Source organism: Stenotrophomonas sp. CASM106, assembly GCF_049384825.1.
GTDB classification, from domain to species: domain Bacteria; phylum Pseudomonadota; class Gammaproteobacteria; order Xanthomonadales; family Xanthomonadaceae; genus Stenotrophomonas; species Stenotrophomonas muris.
This window is the reverse complement of record NZ_JBMRFS010000003.1, coordinates 657,885-678,548: the sequence shown is the minus strand read 5'-3', so window position 1 is coordinate 678,548 and position 20,664 is coordinate 657,885. Positions and strand designations below refer to the sequence as shown.

The window sequence follows — 20,664 nt, the reverse complement described above, 5'->3', positions numbered from 1 at the left end:
TACCGTTACGGCGCCTCGCCCTCGGCCTTGCGCACGAAGGCTTCGAACAATGCCAGCGTCTGCTCGCTCACATGGTGCTCGATGCCCTCGGCATCGCGCCGCGCGGTATCCGCGTCCACGCCCAGCGCCAGCAGGAAACGCTCCACGGTCTGGTGGCGCTGGCGGCTGGCGTGGGCCAGCGCTTCGCCTTCCGGGGTCAGGAACACGCCACGGTACGGCCGCTGTACCACCCAGCCATCACGGGCCAAGCGCCGCAGCATCTTCGCCACGGTGGGCTGGGCCACGCCCAGTCGGGTGGCAATGTCGACCTGGCGGGCCTCGCCGCCGTCGGCCAGCAGGTCCGAAATCAGCTCGACATAGTCCTCCACCAGCTCCATCCGGTGCGCCTCGCGCACTTGCCGGAAGCTCTCGACCTGGCGCTCGGCCTCGATCAAGGGGGTGCTTTTCAGCGATGTCGAATCGTCGGTCTTGCCCACGCCTGCGCCTGTCCTTCCGGTGCAATCCGGTGTTGAACCTGAATTCTGGACCAGTCACACGATAAAGACGATTGTTTCACATTGCTAATGACTATAGCAGGAGCTATATTTGGACCCATGAATACCTTGGCGCCCAGCGACCCTTCGGCCTCCACTCCGGCCAGCCTGGGTGCGCTCAACGCCTCGGTCGCGGTGCCCGACAGGGGCCATTGGTGGTTCCGCCTGCTGGCCTTCCTCGGCCCGGGCTACATGATCTCGGTCGGCCACATGGACCCTGGCAACTGGGCCACTGACCTCGCCGGCGGCTCGCGCTTCGGCTACCTGCTGCTGTCGGTCATCCTCGTCTCCAACCTGATGGCGGTGATCCTGCAGGCGCTGTCGGCGCGGCTCGGCATCGCCACCGGCATGGACCTGGCGCAGGCCTGCCGCGCGCGTTACCCCAAGCCGGTGAACCTGGCGCTGTGGGCGCTGTGCGAGGCGGCGATCATCGCCTGCGACCTGGCCGAGGTGATCGGCACCGCCATCGCACTGAAACTGCTGTTCGATCTGCCACTGCTGTGGGGTGCGGTGATCACCGCGCTGGACACGCTGCTGGTGCTGCTGCTGATGAACCGCGGCTTCCGTGCGCTGGAAGCTTTCGTGATCGCGCTGCTGATGGTGATCTTCGCCTGCTTCGTGGTGCAGATCGCGATGGCTGCGCCGCCGGTGATGGCGGTGCTGGGCGGCTTCATTCCGCGCGCGCAGGTGGTGACCGATCCGAACGCGCTGTACATCGCGATCGGCATCATTGGTGCCACCGTGATGCCGCACAACCTGTACCTGCATTCGTCCATCGTGCAGACCCGCGCCTACCCGCGTACCGATGAAGGCCGCCGCAGTGCGCTGCGCTGGGCGGTCACCGACAGCACGCTCGCGCTGACCCTGGCGCTGTTCATCAACGCCAGCATCCTGATCCTGGCGGCGGCGGTGTTCCATGCCAATGGCCGATTTGATGTGGAAGACATCGAGCAGGCGCACCAGCTGCTGGCACCGATGCTGGGTGTGGGCGCAGCGGCGACGTTGTTCGCGGTGGCCCTGCTGGCCTCGGGCCTGAATTCGACGGTGACCGCCACGCTGGCCGGCCAGATCGTGATGGAAGGCTTCCTGCACCTGCGAATGCCGCCGTGGCTGCGTCGGCTGATCACGCGTGCGCTGGCCATCATCCCGGTGGTGGTGGTGATCCTGCTGTTCGGCGACCAGGGCGCGGTGAAGCTGCTGGTGCTGAGCCAGGTGGTGCTGTCGATGCAGTTGCCGTTCGCGATCATCCCGCTGGTACGGATCGTGACCGACAAGGTGACGATGGGCGCGCTGGTCGCACCGCGCTGGCTGGGCGCGATCGCCTGGGTGATCGCGCTGGTCATCGTGGTGTTGAACGTGAAGCTGCTGGTGGACACCCTCAACGGCGCATAGCGCGAAGTACCAGGGACGCCTGTGTAGAGTCGAGCCATGCTCGACTCATCGCACACCGCACGAACAGCAGCCGAGCATGGCTCGGCTCTACAAATGCAACGCAATCGCGGCCTCGATCTGCTGCGGCGACTGGAACCCTGCCAGGCGGGTACGTTCGTCCCCGTCACGGAACAGCGAGAGCGTCGGCGTCTGCCGCAGTCCCAGTTCCCTGAAGAACGCCTCGCCCAGCACCTCCAGCTGCACGCGCAGCAGCGTGGTGCCCTGCCCCGCGACGCTGTTGGCCACCCGGTGCAGCGACATCTCCAGCATCCGGCACCCCGGGCACTGGTCCTTGTGGAAGTCCACCAGTACGCGCGGGTGTTCGGCCAGCAGCTGCTGGAACTGCTCAGGCGTGGTGGCGTCGATGATCTGCATCGCTGTTGCTCCAGTAATGGGCCAGGACCGCATCGGTCCAAGCCTCGATGGCCGCGGCATGGCGCTCGCCATGCGGCATCTGTTCGATCTCCAGCGGCGGATAGTCGCTGTGGAAGTAGCGGATCAGCCGGTGCACAGCACCGCAGTAGTACTCCTGCCCCCACTGTGTCTCGCCGGTACCGAACACCGCCAGCTGCCGCGGCCGCTCGCCGCGCTCGGCGATGCCAGCCACCCATGCCTTCATCTCCGAAGGCGTGCGGCCGGCGTTGTCGGTCCAGCAGCCCAGCAGCACCAGGTCGGCCTCGTCGGCCGCCAGGGACGGCGCCTGCTGCAGGTCGTCGGCCTCCCGCCAGTGCACGGCATGGCCTGCAGCGCGGCAACGCTCGGCAATCTGCCGGCCAAGCTCGCGGGTGTTGCCGCTCAGTGAGGCCACCACCAGCAGGATGCTCAGCGCCGTGCCGGACTCAGAGGTCGTCGAAGCCGTTGTCGACGTTGGTCTTCTTGTAACTTGCATTGCGCATCTCGAAGAAGTCGGTCTTGGTCTCGGTGAAGTTGTCAGCGTAGGCCTTGATCCACGGCATCACGTTGTCGGTGGTGTCGCTGTACAGGCGCTCGATGCCGAGCATGCCGGCCATCTTGTTGGCGCGGTACTTCACGTAGCGCGTCATTTCCTCCACATCGATGCCATCGATGCCGTCCAGTACTTCCGATGACCACTGGGTTTCCAGTTCGATGGCGTGCTCGAACGCCTGGTGCACATAGGCGGTCAGCTCGTTGGTCTGCAGCTCCGGGTTCTCGCCGATGATGGCGCGGATCAGCTCGCTGATGAACTTGGTATGGGCCAGTTCATCGCGGTTGATGAAACTGATGATCTTGCCGGTGCCGGTCATGCGGTTCTGCCGCACCATGTTGTAGAAGTACGCAAATCCGGAATAGAAGTTGATGCCCTCCAGGATCGAGGACTGGATCAGCGACTTCAACAGGGTCTCGGCGGTCTTCTCGCGCATGAAGTCGTCATACGCGCCCATGATCGGCGCGTTGCGCTTGATGATGGTCGGATGGGTGCGCGCCAGTTCAAATACGCGGTTCTGGTTCGGCAGGTCGGTGATCGAGGCCAGCACATAGCTGTAACTCTCGTTGTGGATCACTTCCTGCTGGCCGATGATCGCGGCATTGGCATGCGCGGCCGGGTCGGTGATGTACTCGGCCACGTTGTAGATGAAGCGCGTCTGCGGTGAGTCGAGCGTGGCCAGCAGGCCGATGATCGAGTCGTAGGCGTTCTTTTCGCGCCCGGACAGCTCGCCGTACTGGCGCGCATCGGCCTTCATGTCGACCTCGTCGGGGATCCAGAAGTTGGTCGACAGCTCCTTGTAGGCCCGATAGAACGACGGGTACGGGATGTCATTCCAGTTCAGTATCCCGCTAGTGCGGCCGTTGATGATGCCGGTGCTGCGGTTGGGATGGCGCGGTTCGAGGATCTTGATGCGGTCGAGGGGGGTTGCCATGGTCGTCTACCTTCGTATTACGTGCGTTGCAGATGTAGAGCCGAGCCCATGCTCGGCTGCTCCTCGCGTCGGAGCCGAGCGTGGGCTCGGCGCTACAGGGGCCGCAGCGGTCAGCTGGCGCACCACTCGCATTCGCTGATGTCGATGTCGTTGGAGCGCACGTAGTAGGTGGTCTTCAGGCCCTCGCGCCAGGCGCTCAGGTGCAGCTCCAGCAGGGTGCTGGCGCGGATCGTGCTGGGCACGTACAGGTTGAAGCTGATCGACTGATCAACATGGCGCTGGCGACGCGCGTTCTGGCGCACGCTGGCGAACTGGTCGACCTTGTACGCCCCCTTCTCGTAGTACGGCCAGGTTTCCAGCGACAACCCCGGCGCTGCCACCGGCCGCCGGAAGTCCTTTTTTTCCTCGTAGTAGAACGCGCTGTAGATCGGGTCGATCGATGCGGTGGAACCGGCAATCTGCGCGGTGCTCATGTTCGGCGCCACCGCCAGCAGCCAGCCGTTGCGCAGGCCGTGCGTGGCGACCTCGCGCGCCAGGCTGTCCCATGCGGCGCCAGTGTAGTCGCGGTCACGGAAGTAACGCCCGTTGTGCCAATCGCTGCCGGTGAACATCGGATAGCTGCCCTTTTCCTTCGCCAGTTGCGCGCTGGCCTGGATGGTCAGGAAATTGATGCGCTCATACAGGCGGTCGGCCAGTTGTTCGGCATCCGGTGAATCCCACTGGATCGCCTGCTGCGCCAGCAGGTGGTGCCAACCGAACGTGCCCAGTCCGATGGCGCGGTACTTGCGGTTGGTGATCGTGGCCTGCGGCACCGGCAGTGCGTTGAGGTCGATCACGTTGTCCAGCATGCGCACCTGGATCGGGATCAGGCGCTCCAGCACATCGGTGGCCAGCAGGTCATCCGGCGCATGGATCGCGCGGCCGAGGTTGATCGAAGACAGGTTGCAGACCACGAAGTCGCCGGCGCGGCGTGTGGTGACGATCTGGTCGCCGCTGACGATCTCCTGGATCATCCGCGTCGGGCTCATGTTCTGCAGGATCTCGGTGCACAGGTTGCTGGAATAGATCATGCCGGCGTGCTTGTTCGGGTTACGGCGGTTGACCTCGTCGCGGTAGAACAGGAACGGGTTGCCGGTCTCCAGCTGGCTGAGCATGATCCGCTTGAAAAGATCGATCGCCTTCACCGTGCGCCGGCTGATGCGCTCGTCGGCCACCAGTTCGGCGTAGCGGTCGCGGAAGCTGCCCGCGCCGCGCTTCTCGTCGTAGAAGTCCTGCAGGTACCAGCCCTTGGCCTGCTTCACCTCGTGCGGGTCGAACAGGTACCAGTCGGCACGGCGTTCGACTGCTTCCATGAACAGGTCCGGCACGCACACCGAGGTGAACACATCATGCGCGCGCAGGCGCTGGTCGCCGTTGTTGAGGCGCAGGTCCATGAAGGCTTCGATGTCGCGGTGCCAGATGTCCAGGTACACCGCCACCGCGCCCTTGCGCTGGCCAAGCTGGTCGACCGACACTGCGGTGTTGTTGAGCTGCTTGATCCACGGCACCACGCCGCCGGAGGAATTGGGCACGCCCCGTATCGGCGCGCCGCTGCTGCGCACATAGCCCAGATAGGCACCCACGCCGCCGCCGTGCTTGGACACGCGGGCGATGTCGGTATTGGAGTCATAGATGCCCTGCAGGCTGTCGTCCACCGTGTCGATGAAGCAGCTGGACAGTTGCCCCCCGACCTTGCCGGCGTTGGCCAGGGTCGGCGTGGCCACCGTCATGTACAGGTTGGACAGCGCCCAGTACGCCTCGCCGACCAGCTGCATGCGCCGCTCGCGCGGCTTTTCTTCCTGCATGAGGTACAGCGCGATGGTCAGCCAACGCTCCTGCGGCAGCTCATAGACCTCGCGGCTGCGGTCGCTGGCCAGATAGCGCGTGGCCAGCAGGTACAGGCCGTTGTAGGCGAACAGGCGGTCGCGTTCCGGGTCGATCATCCCGCCGGCCTGCTGCAGTTCTTCCTTCGAGTAGCAGCGCAGGATGTCGTTGCTGTAGATCCCGCGGTCAGCCAGGCTTTCCTGCAGGCCCACGTAGGAGCCGTACTTCAGGCCGACATCGTAGAAGCGGTTGCGGCTGGCACGCTTGTACAGGCGGCGCAGGTAGATGCGCGCGGCAAACTGCTCCCACTCCGGCGCGACCAGGTCCACGCGCGATTCGGCCTCGCGGATCAGCAGATCGACCAGGTCATCGGCGCTGATGCTGGGCTTGCGCTCGACCATTGCCTGCACCACGCGGCGGTAGTCGCTCACATCCAGCTGCGGGAACTCGGCGTGCACCGCATCGATACTGCGCTGCAGTCGCCCGGCGTCGAATGGCAGGCGGCGGTTGCCGGCCTCCTTGGTGATCCAGGTCGGCACGCGCTCGCCACCGGCGCGCAAGGCGTCGCCAGCGCCGGCCAGATCGGCCACGCGGAAGGTACTGTCGGTCATGGTGGTGAAGCTCCAGGCTCGCACGCGCGTTGGCGGTCGATGCCATGGCGGCCCTGCACGCGATACCGGCGCACGGGGCGGTCGGGGTGGGATGCCAAAGCGCGGGAACACCAGATCGTCGGCAACAGCCTGCGCCTGCGGCCGGTATCCGGGCCGTGGGGGCGATCTGGGTCCGCACGATGGCGGCCGCGTCGACACGGCAAGCCTTCAGGGGCGGGCCGCGGGACGTTTGCTGCGTGTCCGGCGGCGGCGGCTGACCGGGAGTGACGACCACAACATAGTGGGGATAATCGGAACCGTCAACACAAGATGCGGCAATCACGACATGCCGCGACGATCAGTCGCAGGATGCCGTGTTGCACCTGCGGCGCCTTGTCGACAGCGCCTGCGTCCCCAGTTCGGTACAACATCAACTTTCCGCGGAACACCGCCCATGCGCGCTGCCCAGTACCCTTCCTTCGGCAACCCGGCCGACGTCCTCGCCATTGCCGATGCCACCCTCCCCGAGCCCGGCCCGGGCGAGGTGCGCATCCGCACCGTGCTGGCCTCGATCCACAATCACGACCTGCTGACCGTGCGCGGCCTCTACGGCTACAAGCCGACACTGCCGGCGATCGGTGGCAGTGAAGCATTGGGCGTGGTCGACGCACTCGGCGAAGGCGTCGACGGCCTGCAGATCGGCCAGCGGGTTGCCGCCGCCTCGGTGCATGGCACCTGGGCCGAAGCGTTCATTGCACCGGCACGCATGGTGATTCCGATGCCCGAGGCGATCCCCGACGAAATGGCCGCGCAGCTGATCGCCATGCCGCTGAGCGCGCTGATGCTGCTGGAATTCCTGCACGTCGAAGCAGGCCAGTGGATCGTGCAGAACACCGCCAATGGCGCGGTGGGCAAGTCGCTGGCGATGCTGGCGCGGGCGCGTGGCGTGCATGTGGCCAACCTGGTGCGCAATGCCGATGCCGTCGCGCAGTTGCAGGCGCTGGGTATCGATCATGTGTTCGACACCTCGGTGGAGGGTTGGAAGGATCGCGTGCGTGAAGCGACTGGCGAAGCACAGGCCGCGGCCGCGGTGGATTCCATCGGCGGCGACGCCAGCGGTGACCTGGTCGACCTGCTCGGCCACCACGGCACCCTGGTGTCGTTCGGGGTGATGAGCGGCGAGCCGATGCGCATTCCCGCCGGTGGCCTGATCTACAAGGAGGCCACGGTGAAGGGCTTCTGGGGCAGCAAAGTCAGCCAGGCGATGGCGGTGGAGGACAAGCGCCGGCTGGTCGGCGAGCTGCTGAAGCGTGCGGCCAGCGGCGAACTGACCCTGCCGGTGGAGAAGATCTTCGCACTGGACGACATCGCCCAGGCGGCGAAGGCGGGCGCCGGTTCTGGCCGCAATGGCAAGGTGCTGCTGCGGCCTTGAGGGTAGGACAACCGGGGTCAGATCCCTTTCCGCTGGAAAGGGATCTGACCCCCGGGAGGAGTGCGGACCAACGGTCCGCACCCACCGAGTCGGTTCGTTAAGAACCTGTGATGTATAACTGAATGCGCTTTCGTCATTGGAAGGCGCACGTGCCTGCGTGCGGTACTGACGGCTCCTCCCCCGTTCTGCGTTGTCGCTTCCATGTACCGCACCACCCTGAACCTGCTTGCCGGCGCGATCGCGCTGGGCCTCACCGCCGGCGCTGCCGGCGCCGCTGAATCCGCCGATACCGGCAAGGACAGCACCACCCTCGGCGCCGTGCTGGTGACCGGCTCCAACATCAAGCGCAGCGACACCGCCGGGCCGAATCCGGTGCAGATCGTCAGCCGCGAACAGATCGAGCAGACCGGCCGCTCCACCCTCACCGACGTGCTGCGCAACCTGTCGGCCAATGCCGGCAACAGTTTCGACGAGCAGTACACCGGCAGCTTCGCCGCCGGTTCTGCATCGATCGGCCTGCGCGGCCTGTCGCCGAAGAACACGCTGGTGCTGGTCAACGGCTATCGCGTGTCCAACTTCGGCTTCGCGCTCAACACGCAGGACACCTTCGTCGACCTCAACGCGCTGCCGATCAGCGCGGTGGAACGCATTGAAGTGCTGAAGGATGGCGCCTCGGCGGTGTACGGCTCCGACGCCATCGCCGGCGTCATCAACATCATCCTGCGCAGGAACTTCCAGGGCGTGGAAGTCGGCGGCGGCTTCGGTACCGCCACCCAGGGCGGCCTGAACGAGCGCAAGGCCAACCTGCTGGCTGGCTTCGGTGACCTCGAACAGCAGGGCTGGAACGTGCTGTTCGGGCTGGACCTGCTCAAGCGTGATCGCCTCGACGCCGACCAGCGTGCCTACACCCGCAGCGGCGATTTCCGCGACAAGCCCGGCGGCCGCCTGGCCGGTTGGTCCACCGCCGGTGGCAACTGGCTGTCCAACCCACGCGCGCCGCAGCCGTTCGCCAACTGCCCCGACGGCAGCCAGCTGCGCCCGTACAGCGACTTCGGCAGCACCCTGCCCGGCCAGGCCTGCGCCTTCAACGCGCAGCCGTTCAAGACCCTGCAGCCCGGCGCCGAGCGCCTGCAGGCGTCGTTGAGTGCGACCTACCGCTTCAATGACAGCGTCGAAGCGTTCGCCGACGTGCTGTACAGCCACAACAAGGCCGACCAGATCTTCAGTGCGCCGCTGACCGTTGGCCCGGGCCTGCGTGCCTACAACCCGGCCACCGGCACCCTGATCGACGTGCCGGCGGTGCTGCCGGTCGGCCACCCGAACAACCCGGGCAGCACGCCGCTGCCGTTCGAGTACACCTTCTTCGACATCGGCCCGCGCCTGAAGGACAACACCCAGGTGTTCTACCGTGCACTGGCCGGCGTGCGCGGCAGTGGCGAGCGCTGGGACTGGGAAGTGGCGGCGCTGACTTCGCAGAGCGCGCAGCGCGAGTACGTCGACAACTTCGTCAACCGCTACGCGTTCGAACAGATCCTGCGCGATGGCAGTTACAACTTCCTCAACCCGTCCAGCACGCCGGGCGCGCTGGATGCACTGCGCCTGCAGACCAAGCGACCGGGCTGGTACAAGCTGCACGCGTTGAACGTGAAGGCCTCGACCTCGCTGTGGGAGCTGCCGGCCGGTGCGGTCGGCTTCGCCTGGGGTGCCGAGTTCCGCAAGGAATCACTGGACGCGCGCACCAGTGCGCAGGTGCTGTCGGGCACCGAGCTGCGCCCGGCCATCAACGTGGTCAACGGCGAGCGCCAGGTCAGCGCCGCCTACGCCGAACTGAGCGTGCCGCTGCATCGCACCCTGGAGCTGCAGGTGGCCGGTCGCGGCGACCACTATGACGACTTCGGCAACGCGTTCTCGCCGAAGGTGGCGCTGCGCTGGCAGCCGCTGGACAGCCTGCTGCTGCGTGGTTCGTTCTCGCGTGGCTTCCGCGCACCTTCGCTGCCGGAGATCGCGCCGGGCCAGACCGTCAGCTACGGCTCGGTGATCGATCCGCTGGACCCGCTGCAGCCCGGTGGCAGCCGTGGCGTGACCAACATCCGCACCGGCAATCCGGACCTGAAGGCCGAACGCTCGCGCAACTTCAACGTGGGCGCGGTGTGGTCGCCCAATGGCGATACCAGCATCGGCCTGGACTGGTACCGCATCGAGCAGGACAACCTGGTCAAGCCGGACAGCGCGCAGTTCATCGTCGACAACCCGACACTGTTCCCCGGACGCGTGCAGCGTGATGCACAGGGGCGCATCCAGTTCATCACCAACCAGTACGCCAACCAGGGCGAGCTGACCACCTCGGGTCTGGATCTGGAAGCCAACCGCACCTTCCGCACCGAAGGCTGGGGCAACTTCACCGTTGCCGGCAGCTGGACCCACCTGCTCAGCTTCAAGCAGCCGCTGGTGGCCGGCCAGGCACCGTATGAAGGGGCCGGCAACAACCGCCACGGCGCACTGCCGCGCACCCGCGGCACCACCTCGTTGAACTGGGCAGTGGGCGACTGGAGCAGCACGCTGAGCCTGCAGTACGTGAGCGGCTACGACCAGCGCGTGGCGACAGCGACCAGCAACCCCGGCCTGCGTGATCGCATCAAGCCGTATCACCAGCTGGACCTGTACGTGGCGTACGAAGGGATTCCCAACACCACGCTGTCGCTGTCGGTGCTGAACCTGACCGACAAGGACCCGCCGTTCGACCCGGCCGGTGGCTCCAACGGTTTCGACATCAGCCAGTACAACCTGCGCGGGCAGTTCATTTCGCTGGGGGCGCGCTACCGGTTCTGATGCGCCAACGGGGCGGCGGTGATGGGCCGCCCCGTTCGCGTTGCCGGCCAGCGGCCGGCACTACCATCACCGGCTCAGGTGCAGGAACTGCAGGTGCCGTTCGTACTGGCTGATGATGTCGTTGATGATCTGCTTGCGGCTGTAGCCCACCAGGTCGTAGTCCTGGCTGCCTTCGAACAAGTGCACCTCGGCGCGGTAGTAGCGCTGGTTGCGCAGCTGCTGGGCCGCGAACGACGGGGTCAGGTAGCCACTCAGGATCACCCGGTACAGGAAGTCCTGCTGCTCGCCGTGATTGACCGTCAGCTCCATGTCGCCGGCCTCGAAGCGCGTGGCCACATCCCAGCCCTGCCCGCGCAGCTGTTCGGCCACCGCTTCCATCGCTGGCTTCACCGTGTCGTCCATGAAGCGGTAGACCTGGTCGCGCACCGGGAAATGCATGGCCTGGCTCAGGCGCTGGCGCCAGCCCTGGTGGTGGCGGTCGTCGCCGATCAGCGGCGAGGGCCGGTACTGCAGCGCGCGCTTGCGGTGCGATTCGTCACTGAAGGCGCGGGTCAGCCCCCACATCATCAGCAGCAGCACCGCCGAGAACGGCAGCGACGCCAGCACCACCGCAGATTTGAGCGCATCGATGCTCCCAGCCAGCAGCAGCCCGGCGGTCAGTACGGCGATCACCGTGCCCCAGAACACACGCAGCCAACGCGGACCATCATCCTCCGGTGCACCGCCATGCGAGGACAGCGTGGACAACACCACCGCCCCCGAGTCGGCCGAGGTCACAAAGAAAATGAAGCTGACCAGCACCGTCACCGCGATCACCGTGCGGCTCCACGGGTAGCCATCCAGCAGTGCATACAGCACCGTCGGTGGATCATCCACCGCCAGCTGTGCCAACTGCTGCTGGCCGTGGTGCAGGACCTGGTCCAGCGCGCTGTTGCCGAAGATCGACAGCCAGGCCAGGGTGAAGCCCAGCGGGATCAGCAGCACGCCGAACACGAATTCGCGGATGGTGCGGCCACGCGAGATGCGCGCGATGAACAGGCCGACGAACGGCGCCCAGCCGATCCACCAGGCCCAGTAGAACACCGTCCAGCCGCCCAGCCATTCCGGCCGGCCGCCATAGGCGTACACATCGAAACTCTTGCCGACCACGCTGCCCAGGTAGTCGCCCAGGTTCTGCATCAGCGTACTCAGCAGGTACTGGGTGGGGCCGGCGCACAGCATGAACAGCACCAGCGCGATCGCCAGCAGCATGTTGATGTTGGCCATCCAGCGCACGCCCTTCTCCACGCCTGAAACCGCCACGGCCACCGCCGCGCCCATCATGCTGACCACCAGGATGATCTGCACCAGGTTGGAGTGCGGGATGTTGAACAGGTGCGACAGGCCCGCGTTGAGGTGCAGCACGCCGAAGCCCATGTCGGCGCCGATGCCGAATACGGTGGCGACAATGCCCAGCGCGTCCACGGTGTAGCCGATCGGCCCGTTGATGCGCTTGCCGATCAGCGGATACAGCGCCGAGCGCAGCGCCAGCGGCAGGTTGTGGCGATAGGCGAAGTAGGCCATCGCCATCGCTGCGAGTGCGAACACGCCCCAGCCATGCAGGCCCCAGTGCAGGAAGAGCAGCTGCATGGCCTGGCGCGCCCCGGCCTCGCCCGCCGCCGGTTCGCCCTGCGGCGGCTGCAGGTAGTGGGTCAGCGGTTCGGAGACGCAGAAGAAGAACAGGGTGATGCTGATGCCGGCGGCGAACAGCATGCCGGCCCAGGAAAGATAGCTGAACTCCGGCTCATCATGGTCGGCGCCGAGCTTGATGCCACCATACTTGGACAGCGCCACACCGACCACGAACACCAGGTACAGGGTCATCGCCAGCAGGTAGTACCAGCCGACATTGAGTGCGGCCCAGTCCTGCGCCTTGACCAGCAGGCGGCCCGCACCGAGCGGAAACAGGCTGACGAACAGCGCGAACGCCACGACAACGATCGCCGCGAAGGCGAACACAGGCCGAAGGGTGCGCACCGGGGATTGTTGCGGCTCCAGTACATCCATGGGGCGGCGTTCTCCGGTAGATCAATGGGTTAGCCGACCGATTCTGGCTGAACCGCAGTGGACAGAGCATGAAGTTGCGGCCTGTGGTCACAGGCCCGGCCCACCATTCCGTGTTATCACGCGCGCGCCGGAGCGCAACCTTGCCCGCGCGGTCCGCGCCGCGGCCACGCGCGTCCTGTCCGATCACGACATTACATGCACCGCACACAGCTTGTTGCCATCCGGGTCACGCAGATAGGCCAGAAACACCTGCCGACCGGACATGTTGCGGACGCCGGGCGGATCTTCGATTGCGGTGCCACCGTGAGCCACGCCAGCTTCCTGCCAGGCACGCACGGCCTCTGCACTGCCCAGACTGAAACCGATGGTGCCGCCGTTGGCATGGCACGCTGGCTGCCCATCGATCGGCGCGGTCACGCCGAACATCCGCCCATCCTTGAAGTACAGCAGCCGACCCTTTTCGTCGAACACACCCGGACGTGCCCCCATCGCGGCGAACAGGGCATCGTAGAAGCGATGCGCGACGTCCATGTCGTTCGTTCCAACGGTGATGTGGCTGAACATGCGGGCACTCCTTGTGGAAAGCCGCAGTGTCGGCGAGCGCGGCGGGCACCGCAAATGAGCGCGCGACAAACGCTGCTCCCCGCGCAACGTTTGTCGCGCGCCATTCGATCACCCTATAATGGGAATCATTCTCATTAATGGCCAATACTGATGGCTGTGCCCGCCGCCTCCAGCACCGCGCTGGCGGGGTTCTACCGCGAACACCATGGCTGGCTGCTGGGCTGGCTGCGCCGCCGCACCCACAACGTCGACTGCGCTGCCGACCTGACCCAGGATACGTTCCTGCGCCTGCTCAGCCGTCGCGTCGATCCATCCGAACTGCGCCTGCCGCGCGCTTATCTCAGCACCATCGCGCACGCCCTGCTGGTCAACCACTGGCAGCGCGCGGACCTGGAGCGCGCCTACCTGGTCGCACTGGCTGCGCAACCGGAGCCGGTGCACCCGTCTGCTGAGGAGCGCGCGCAGGCACTGCAGCTGCTGCATGCCATCGCCGAGATGCTGTACGGCCTGGCCGAACGCCCACGCCGTGCGTTCCTGCTGGCACGGCTGTCTGGCCTGGACTATGCGGAGATCGGCCAACAGCTGGGCGTGTCCGAGCGCATGGTCAAGAAGTACATGGCGCAGGCGATGCTGCATTGCCTGCGCCTGTCCGGCGATGCCACGGCATGAACGCCGCCCTGGCGGGCCCGGCGCTGGAGCAGGCGGCAGAGTGGTTCGCGCTGCGCCAGCAAGGCTGGAGTGACGGCGACCAGCAGCGATGGCGCGCCTGGCTGCACGCCGATACCCGTCATGCCGATGCGTGGCGCCGGGTCGAGTCGGTCTGGCAGTCCTTTGCTCCCTTGTCGGCACCGGCGGCGGCAACGGCGCTCGATGCTGCCGGCCGCCGTCGCCGCCGCGCGCTTCGCACTCTCGGCGGCGCCCTGGGCATCGGCGCTGTTTCCCTGCTCGGCCTGCATGGGCTGCGCGAACAACGCGGCCTGCAGACCCAACGCACTGCTGCCGGGCGCACCGGTCATTGGACGTTGGCCGATGGCAGTCAACTCTGGCTCAACGCCGACAGCGACGTTGCCATCGAGATTGGCAACGGTCGCCGCGCCCTGCATCTGCTGCGTGGTGAGCTGCTGCTGCAGACCGGCCACCACCGTGCATTCACCGGCCTGACGTTGACCGTGCATGTGCCGGGCGCACGCCTGCAGCCGATCGGCACCCGTTTTGCGGTCGGGCGCGAGGCAGAGGGCAGCCGATTGGATGTGTTCGAAGGAGCGGTGCGCTGCCTGCCGCAGTTCGGCGACGCGCTCGATGTGGCTGCGGGAGGCGCGGTGCGGATCGGCCCGATGGGCGGGCTCTCAACGCTCAGTGCGGATCCACTGCGCGGCGACTGGCAGGACGGACGCCTGCAGGTGCAGGACGCGCCGCTGATCCGGGTGATCGACGAACTGGCCCGCCACCACCGAGGCTATCTGGGCTGCGATCCGGCGCTCGCCGCATTGAATGTGACCGCGATACTGCCGCGCCTGGACAGCCTGCAGGCGCTGAAACTGCTGGCGCGCGCCCTGCCGATCCGCATCGAGCAGCGCTGGCCATGGTGGACCGTCGTGCGCCCGATCTGAAGTGACGGTTCCCTTTTCGCGCGCTCGGCGGGCACTACAAGGGAACCCATTGCGGATGTCGCCGCCCCCATGAAACTACCCTGCCCTTCCCCTCGCCCGCTGGCCATCGCGCTGTGCCTGGCCCTGGCCACGCCGTGCCTGTTGCCGGCCGCCGCCCATGCACAGGAAGCTGCCGCTGCCGTTCGCTGGCAGATCCCAGCCGGACCGCTCGACCAGGCCTTGACCACATTCGGCCAGCAGTCCGGCCTGTCCATCGCCGCCGATGCGCGGCTGACCCGTGGCCGCCACAGCGGCGGCGTGCAGGCCTCGCTCACGGACGAGGCCGCGCTGGCGCGGCTGCTGGCCGGTACCGGCCTGACCTTCCAGCGTGATGCCAGTGGCGTGGTACTGCAGGCCGCCCCGGCCACCGACGCCGGCGTGCGCCAGATCGGCACCCTCCGTGTGGTCGGCCAGGCCAGCGAAGGCGCTTCGCCGTGGGGCCTGGCCGATGCCGATGCGGTCTACCGTGACAGCGGCTCGCGCGTGCACCTGGATCGCCAGCAGCTGGAGCGCTTCCGCGGCCAGTCGATCAGCGACGTGCTGGCCGGCGCGGTCGGCGTGCACACCGGGGACGTGCGCAACGGTGGTGCGCTGGACGTCAACATCCGCGGCCTGCAGGGCCAGAACCGGGTGCCGGTGATCATCGACGGTGGCCAGCAGGCCATCGACGTGTACCGCGGCTATGCCGGCGTGCAGCAGCGCAGCTACCTCGACCCGGACCTGATCAGCGCGGTCAGCATCGAGAAGGGGCCGAGCCTGGCCGCCAACGCCGCCAGCGCGATCGGTGGCGTGGTCTGCATGGAAACGCTGAACGTCGATGACATTCTCGACGACGGCCAGGCCTCGGGACTGCGTGTGCGCGGCGGCGTGGCCGACAACAGCATCGACCGCACCCGCACCTTCAAGCAGATCGCGCGTGGCAGCGACAACCGCAACAGCCTGCGCGACCCGCGCGACTGGAACGGCAGCGTGGCCTTCGCCCAGCGCGGCGAGGACTGGCAGCTGGTGGCTGCCTATGCGCGACGCCGCCAGGGCAACTACTTCGCCGGCAGCAACGGCGCGCATCGCTACGACGACCAGCACCTCTCCAGCGGCGGTACCGGCATGTCCAGCCAGGCGGTCTCGGACATGTACCACCCCGGCGATGAGGTGCTCAACACGCACACCGACAACGAATCGTCGCTGCTGAAGTTCACCTGGACACCCAACCCGGACCAGCGCCTGGAGCTGAGCCATCGCTACTTCAACTCCAGCTTCGGCGAGATCATGCCGTCGGCAATCGGCCGCGTGGGCGAGTCCAACGAATGGGTGACCTACGTGGAGAAGGCCAACACCATGTTCCAGTTCGAGCCCGGCAAGATGCGGGTCAACGCCACCTCGCTGCGCCATCGTTACCGACCCGAGGCGCACCCGTGGCTGGACCTGAGCAGCACGCTGTGGTTCACCACCGCCACCAGCCGCATGTTCAACAGCAATATCGCCAACACGCCGCTGTTCAAGGAAATGGCCTCCGACCAGATGCCCGACACGCTGGGCGAGACTTACGGCCCTGGGCTGCAGTCGGACGTAAAGACCCGGCGTTGGGGCGTGGACAGCAGCAACACCACCCGCTTCAGCAATGACCTGGGCGACTGGACGCTGCGCTACGGCGCGTCCTTCCAGCACGAAGACACCGCACCGAACTCGCCCGTGCTGCCGGTGGACTACAACAACAACCGCTACCTGCGCTCGGGCACGCGCCGCGAAGCCAGCGTGGTCGCCTCGCTGCAGTGGCAGCCGTGGGACTGGCTGTCACTGACCGCCGGCGGTCGCTTCATCGACTACCGCACCCGCGACCGCAACCGCGTGGCCTTTGTCAGCGAATCGCGCGACCTGCGCTACACCTTCGCGCGCCTGAGCAAGGGCGGCCAGTTGCTGCCGGGCTGGTACAAGGAGTGGTACCCGGACGCACAAGGCAATTACACCTATGACTCGCTGCGCGCCACGCCCTATGGCGACAGCACGCTGGGCCAGGCCTACGATTTCGACGGATTCATCCGCGATCCGCGTGGTGCCAATGGCTTCCATACCAAGCAGATCCCCACCGCCTGGGGCTACAAGCCGGCGATCCGGCGCTCGGGCCACGGCTTCGCGCCGTATGCCGAGGCGCGCTTCAACCTCGACGCGGACACATTCTTCTACGTGAAGTACGCGCAGGGCTGGAAGATGCCCAGCCTGTTCGAGTCGACGCTGGGCAACAGCACCTCGGCGCCGGTGGCCGGCCTGAAGCCGGAAAAGAACCGCTCCTGGGACATCGGCTTCAGCCTGCTGAAGCAGGATCTGTGGCGTGACGGTGATCGCCTGGCATTCAAGGTCGCCTGGTTCAAGAACGATATCGACAACGCCATCACCCGCCGCTTCGATTCCAGCAACTGGGCGTTCTACGTCGACAACGTCGACAACTACACGGTGTCCGGTTACGAGCTGCAGTCCGGCTATGACGCCGGCATCGCCTACCTGGACCTGTCGGCCAGCTACTACCAGCGCGCGCGCACCTGCGATGCGGCCACCGCCAAGCGCCTGCGCGACGACCCGTATGCGAAGTGGAGCAAGCTGGACACCACGCCGGACTGCGTGGACGGCGGCTTCGGCACCTCGTTCGTCAATGCGCAGAACCCGCCGAAGTACTCGATCCACAGCACACTGGGCTTCCGCCTGTTCGACAAGCGACTGGATACCGGCATCCGACGCACCTACAACAGCGGCCCTACCCATGAACTCGACAAGCCCTGGAACACCACCGGCTCGACCGGCCTGCAGAACATCTACCTGCCGACCGCGATCTACGACTTCTATGCACGCTGGCAGTTCACCCCGCGCAGCGAAGTGGAACTGGTGGTCAGCAACCTTCGCAACACCTACTACATGGACACGCTGGCGATGAGCCTGATGCCCGGCCCGGGCCGCACCACGCGGCTGAACTTCACCGCACGTTTCTGACTGCTGCAGAAACAGCAACGCCCCGGGGAGATCATCCCCGGGGCGCCTGCTTGCGGCGGCTCACGCTCTGGCAGGTGCCAACTTTGGTTGCTTCAGCACGGTAGGTGCCAACCTTGGTTGGCACGGCGACGCGTTACTTCGCGGTACTCAGCAGCAGTACCGCGACGGTCACCAATGCGATGCCGACCCAACCGATCGGACGCAGGCGGTTGCCGAACAACAGGCGTCCGCAGGTGGCGGTACCGATCACGCCGATCGCCCCCCACATCGCGTAGGCGGTGGCCAGGTCCATGTAGCGCACAGCCTGGCCCAGCAGGGCAAAGGCAATCCAGACCATGACGATCGCTCCAACGCCCCAGCGCCAGCGGCGGAAGCCCTCCGACTTGGCCACCATCATGTTCGCGGCGACATCGATCAGCGCCGAACAGATCACGAAAAACAGAGCCAGGGTATTCATCAGTGTGCCTCCCCGAGGGTGACGCAGACGATGCCCACCACCGCCAGCACCAGGCCGGCCAGCTGCTGCAGCGACAGGCTCTCGCCGAACACGGTGAGGCCGACCACGGTCAGCAGGGTCAGGCCCAGGCCTTCCCACACCGCGTAGGCCACGCCCACCGCGATGCGACGCACCGACTGCGCCAGGAAGAAGTAGGACAGCGCCAGCGCACCGGCCATGATCAGATAACCGGTCCAGCCGCCATCGCGGGCGGCGTGGGCCATGAACGAGGTGCCGACCACTTCGGCGACGATCGCCACGGTCAGGCAGGCCCAGGCGACCAGCGCGCCACGGGCGGGAACAGTACGGGACATGTGAAACTCCTTGCAGGACGGGGACCGCGCCGCCTCATCAATGGATCCACGCCGCGCGTGGAGGGTCCGGAACGCCCCTCGCAGACAGGGGCGACGGTGGTTAGTATCATCGCCTTTTACGGTGGTATCAAAATGGATTCCATCGACAGGAGCGATGGATCAATGCCCTATTCCCCTGAATCCCTACAGGCCTTCGTGGAAGCTGCCGCGCTGGGCTCGTTCTCGGCCGCGGCACGGCGGCTGGGCAAGACCCAGTCGACCTTCAGCACCGCCATTGCCCACCTGGAAGCCGACCTCGGCGTGAGCCTGTTCGACCGCAGCGGGCGCTACCCGCGGCTGACCGAGGCCGGGCGCCAGGCGCTGGGCCACGCACAGGAGATCCTGGCCGCCGATGCGCGCCTGCAGCAGTTGAGCGTGCGCCTGTCCGCGCCGGTCGAGCCGCGCCTGACCGTGGTGTTTTCCGATGTCTACCAGCTGGATCCGGAGCAGCGGATCCTGCAGCGCTTCGCCGAAGCGTTCCCGGAGATCGAGCTGGAGTGGCTGGATGCCGAAGGCGAGGACGTGCTGGAGCTGGTCGGCAGTGGTCGCGCCGCGCTGGGCCTGCTGCCCAGGCAGGAGCGCTATCCCGATGGGCTGGTGGCGCGGCCGCTGGCGCACCACAGCGAACTGTCGGTGTACGTGGCGCGCGGACACCCGCTGGCCAGCGCCGGGCGTCGCGCCGCCGCACAACTGGCACGGCATCGGCAGGTGCGCCTGAGCGCGGAAGTCGATCAGACCCGCTTGGTCACCGGCCTCGCGTGGACCGCCACCGATTACCTGATGGTGATGGAGATGGCCGAGGACGGCATCGGCTGGGCCGAACTGCCGCGGGCGCTGGTGCAGCGCTATGACCGTGGGCGGCTGGTGGAACTGGTGCTGCCCGGCTGGCCGCGGCGCATCCACAGCGACCTGCTGTGGCGACGCGACACGCCGCCAGGCCCAGCCGCACTCTGGTGGGCCGACGCGTTGGGGTGAAAAAGGGGACGGAGGGGATTAAGTCGTTTGTGCCCCGGCGGTACTGGGGCACAAACGACTTAATCCCCTCCGTCCCCTTTTATCTGTCAGCGATGGGCGAGCGCGTAATCCAGCGCCGCGCACACCGCTGCCACCTGTGCGTCGTTGCACTGCTGCGGGGTGGCCCGCGGGCTGTCCGGGTAGACCTCGGTGGTGGTGGTGTACTTCGCGCCGGTAATGCCGGCGCACAGGCCCAGCTTCACCAGCGGATACTCGATCACGCCGTGGGCGATCACCGGCGAACCGATGATCTCGCCTTTGTCGTCGGCGGCGGCGATATGGGTGACCTTCTCCACGGCGGCAATGACCGCCTGCTGGAAGGCCGGCTGCGGGGCCTCGCTGTCATCCACCAGGTAGAAGCCATCCGGAATCAGGCCCGGCTCGAACGGCTTGCCGTCACGCGCGGCCAGCGCCGGGCGGAACTCGCTTTCATCACTGTCGGTGGTCTCGTGCAGGTCGATGTGCAGCACGAACTGTCCCTTGATCGGTGCAACCAGCTCGATCAGCGCGGTCGACTCGCGGGCCGGGCCATCGGCGCGGAAGTTGCGGTTCGGGTCGATCGCATCGAAGTTCCAGCGGTTGATGCGCTCGAAGCCCCACGGATTCACGCACGGCGCCACCAGCAGGTTGGCCTTGCCGGCATAGTCGGCGGCGTGCTTTTCGAGGAACTCCAGCGCGCCCATCACGCCACTGGTCTCATAGCCGTGCACGCCACCGGTAACCAGCGCGGCGGGCAGCGCCGGGTTCCAGTCGCGGCTGCGCAGGGCGAACAACGTATAGGTCTCGCCAGCGTAGTCGAGCTTGCCATAGGCCACCTTGTCGAAACGCGAGGCCAGCGCCTCGATGCGCGGCAGCACCTCCTGGTCATAGCGACGCAGGCGCTGCTGGCGACCACGCCACAGCTCCCGTTCCGCCGCTCCCCACGGCTGGCCAGGAGTTCCGACGGGGTAGAAGGCGGCTTGGGACATGGCGGATCTCGGCGAGTCAGGAAGCAATCGCCCACTC

The 20,664-nt window shown here is 66.5% G+C and carries 17 protein-coding genes; 7 read left to right on the top strand and 10 right to left on the bottom strand.

What is annotated here, in order from left to right; translation table 11 throughout:
- Positions 1-5: 5 nt before the first annotated feature.
- The gene (mntR, locus tag VG556_RS10520; protein ID WP_014647435.1) at positions 6-476 is read right to left on the bottom strand and encodes a manganese-binding transcriptional regulator MntR; all 471 of its coding nucleotides are present in this window, start codon (positions 474-476) and stop codon (positions 6-8) included.
- 117 nt (positions 477-593) lie between these two features.
- Between mntR and VG556_RS10515 the strand changes: the two genes are divergently transcribed.
- On the top strand, positions 594-1,925 hold the full coding sequence (locus tag VG556_RS10515; RefSeq protein WP_111144222.1) for an Nramp family divalent metal transporter: 1,332 nt from the start codon (positions 594-596) through the stop codon (positions 1,923-1,925).
- A gap of 87 nt (positions 1,926-2,012) precedes the next feature.
- On the opposite strand, the gene VG556_RS10510 is transcribed toward VG556_RS10515, so the two are convergent.
- The 4 genes from VG556_RS10510 to VG556_RS10495 all read right to left on the bottom strand — a co-directional run bounded on the left by VG556_RS10510 (position 2,013) and on the right by VG556_RS10495 (position 6,318).
- Positions 2,013-2,339, bottom strand: a complete 327-nt coding sequence (locus VG556_RS10510) for a thioredoxin family protein (protein ID WP_005409967.1) — start codon at positions 2,337-2,339, stop codon at positions 2,013-2,015.
- The gene (locus VG556_RS10505) at positions 2,311-2,790 is read right to left on the bottom strand and encodes a flavodoxin (protein WP_181452934.1); all 480 of its coding nucleotides are present in this window, start codon (positions 2,788-2,790) and stop codon (positions 2,311-2,313) included. Before VG556_RS10505 ends, VG556_RS10510 begins: the two co-directional genes overlap by 29 nt.
- Positions 2,791-2,803: 13 nt before the next feature.
- A complete protein-coding gene (locus tag VG556_RS10500) occupies positions 2,804-3,844 on the bottom strand; it encodes a ribonucleotide-diphosphate reductase subunit beta (protein ID WP_008267116.1) in 1,041 nt (346 codons plus the stop codon).
- Between the two features lie 110 nt (positions 3,845-3,954).
- Entirely contained in the window at positions 3,955-6,318 is a 2,364-nt protein-coding gene (locus VG556_RS10495; protein WP_046431067.1) for a ribonucleoside-diphosphate reductase subunit alpha, read from the bottom strand.
- Positions 6,319-6,751: 433 nt separating this feature from the next.
- Here VG556_RS10495 and VG556_RS10490 point away from each other — a divergent pair, with 433 nt between their 5' ends.
- Complete coding sequence (locus VG556_RS10490; RefSeq protein WP_075077108.1) at positions 6,752-7,729, top strand: zinc-binding dehydrogenase; 978 nt, start codon at positions 6,752-6,754, stop codon at positions 7,727-7,729.
- Between the two features lie 201 nt (positions 7,730-7,930).
- Complete coding sequence (locus VG556_RS10485; protein WP_100450217.1) at positions 7,931-10,558, top strand: TonB-dependent receptor; 2,628 nt, start codon at positions 7,931-7,933, stop codon at positions 10,556-10,558.
- A gap of 66 nt (positions 10,559-10,624) precedes the next feature.
- Here VG556_RS10485 and betT read toward each other — a convergent pair whose 3' ends face one another.
- Both betT and VG556_RS10475 read right to left on the bottom strand, forming a co-directional pair.
- Complete coding sequence (gene betT / locus VG556_RS10480) at positions 10,625-12,604, bottom strand: choline BCCT transporter BetT (RefSeq protein ID WP_049407437.1); 1,980 nt, start codon at positions 12,602-12,604, stop codon at positions 10,625-10,627.
- A gap of 183 nt (positions 12,605-12,787) precedes the next feature.
- Positions 12,788-13,168: a VOC family protein gene (locus VG556_RS10475; RefSeq protein WP_046431075.1), complete on the bottom strand. Its 381-nt coding sequence runs from the start codon at positions 13,166-13,168 to the stop codon at positions 12,788-12,790.
- A gap of 150 nt (positions 13,169-13,318) precedes the next feature.
- Between VG556_RS10475 and VG556_RS10470 the strand changes: the two genes are divergently transcribed.
- The 3 genes from VG556_RS10470 (at position 13,319) to VG556_RS10460 (ending at position 17,796) form a co-directional block, all read left to right on the top strand.
- Complete coding sequence (locus VG556_RS10470) at positions 13,319-13,837, top strand: sigma-70 family RNA polymerase sigma factor (RefSeq protein ID WP_100450218.1); 519 nt, start codon at positions 13,319-13,321, stop codon at positions 13,835-13,837.
- Positions 13,834-14,778 carry a FecR family protein gene (locus tag VG556_RS10465; protein WP_100450219.1) on the top strand — a complete coding sequence of 315 codons (945 nt, stop codon included), beginning with the start codon at positions 13,834-13,836 and terminating at the stop codon, positions 14,776-14,778. Before VG556_RS10470 ends, VG556_RS10465 begins: the two co-directional genes overlap by 4 nt.
- Positions 14,779-14,847: 69 nt before the next feature.
- Positions 14,848-17,796 carry a TonB-dependent receptor gene (locus VG556_RS10460; RefSeq protein WP_111144223.1) on the top strand — a complete coding sequence of 983 codons (2,949 nt, stop codon included), beginning with the start codon at positions 14,848-14,850 and terminating at the stop codon, positions 17,794-17,796.
- A 133-nt stretch (positions 17,797-17,929) separates the two neighbouring features.
- Here VG556_RS10460 and VG556_RS10455 read toward each other — a convergent pair whose 3' ends face one another.
- Complete coding sequence (locus VG556_RS10455; RefSeq protein WP_005409978.1) at positions 17,930-18,253, bottom strand: DMT family transporter; 324 nt, start codon at positions 18,251-18,253, stop codon at positions 17,930-17,932.
- A complete protein-coding gene (locus tag VG556_RS10450) occupies positions 18,253-18,606 on the bottom strand; it encodes an SMR family transporter (protein WP_010485170.1) in 354 nt (117 codons plus the stop codon). The genes VG556_RS10455 and VG556_RS10450 overlap by 1 nt, the downstream gene beginning before the upstream one ends.
- Before the next feature lie 162 nt (positions 18,607-18,768).
- Between VG556_RS10450 and VG556_RS10445 the strand changes: the two genes are divergently transcribed.
- On the top strand, positions 18,769-19,620 hold the full coding sequence (locus tag VG556_RS10445) for a LysR family transcriptional regulator (protein ID WP_100450221.1): 852 nt from the start codon (positions 18,769-18,771) through the stop codon (positions 19,618-19,620).
- Between the two features lie 86 nt (positions 19,621-19,706).
- Here the strand turns inward: VG556_RS10445 and VG556_RS10440 are convergent, their stop codons facing one another.
- On the bottom strand, positions 19,707-20,627 hold the full coding sequence (locus VG556_RS10440; protein ID WP_100450222.1) for a M14 family metallopeptidase: 921 nt from the start codon (positions 20,625-20,627) through the stop codon (positions 19,707-19,709).
- Between the last annotated feature and the right edge of the window lie 37 nt (positions 20,628-20,664).

Excerpts from the sequence above, each read along its gene's own strand:
- VG556_RS10515 (WP_111144222.1), top strand. The coding sequence starts at position 594 with ATGAATACCTTGGCGCCCAGCGACCCTTCGGCCTCCACTCCGGCCAGC.
- VG556_RS10510 (WP_005409967.1), bottom strand. The coding sequence starts at position 2,339 with ATGCAGATCATCGACGCCACCACGCCTGAGCAGTTCCAGCAGCTGCTG.
- VG556_RS10500 (WP_008267116.1), bottom strand. The coding sequence starts at position 3,844 with ATGGCAACCCCCCTCGACCGCATCAAGATCCTCGAACCGCGCCATCCC.
- VG556_RS10495 (WP_046431067.1), bottom strand. The coding sequence starts at position 6,318 with ATGACCGACAGTACCTTCCGCGTGGCCGATCTGGCCGGCGCTGGCGAC.
- VG556_RS10490 (WP_075077108.1), top strand. The coding sequence starts at position 6,752 with ATGCGCGCTGCCCAGTACCCTTCCTTCGGCAACCCGGCCGACGTCCTC.
- VG556_RS10485 (WP_100450217.1), top strand. The coding sequence starts at position 7,931 with ATGTACCGCACCACCCTGAACCTGCTTGCCGGCGCGATCGCGCTGGGC.
- betT (WP_049407437.1), bottom strand. The coding sequence starts at position 12,604 with ATGGATGTACTGGAGCCGCAACAATCCCCGGTGCGCACCCTTCGGCCT.
- VG556_RS10475 (WP_046431075.1), bottom strand. The coding sequence starts at position 13,168 with ATGTTCAGCCACATCACCGTTGGAACGAACGACATGGACGTCGCGCAT.
- VG556_RS10470 (WP_100450218.1), top strand. The coding sequence starts at position 13,319 with ATGGCTGTGCCCGCCGCCTCCAGCACCGCGCTGGCGGGGTTCTACCGC.
- VG556_RS10465 (WP_100450219.1), top strand. The coding sequence starts at position 13,834 with ATGAACGCCGCCCTGGCGGGCCCGGCGCTGGAGCAGGCGGCAGAGTGG.
- VG556_RS10460 (WP_111144223.1), top strand. The coding sequence starts at position 14,848 with ATGAAACTACCCTGCCCTTCCCCTCGCCCGCTGGCCATCGCGCTGTGC.
- VG556_RS10455 (WP_005409978.1), bottom strand. The coding sequence starts at position 18,253 with ATGAATACCCTGGCTCTGTTTTTCGTGATCTGTTCGGCGCTGATCGAT.
- VG556_RS10450 (WP_010485170.1), bottom strand. The coding sequence starts at position 18,606 with ATGTCCCGTACTGTTCCCGCCCGTGGCGCGCTGGTCGCCTGGGCCTGC.
- VG556_RS10445 (WP_100450221.1), top strand. The coding sequence starts at position 18,769 with ATGCCCTATTCCCCTGAATCCCTACAGGCCTTCGTGGAAGCTGCCGCG.
- VG556_RS10440 (WP_100450222.1), bottom strand. The coding sequence starts at position 20,627 with ATGTCCCAAGCCGCCTTCTACCCCGTCGGAACTCCTGGCCAGCCGTGG.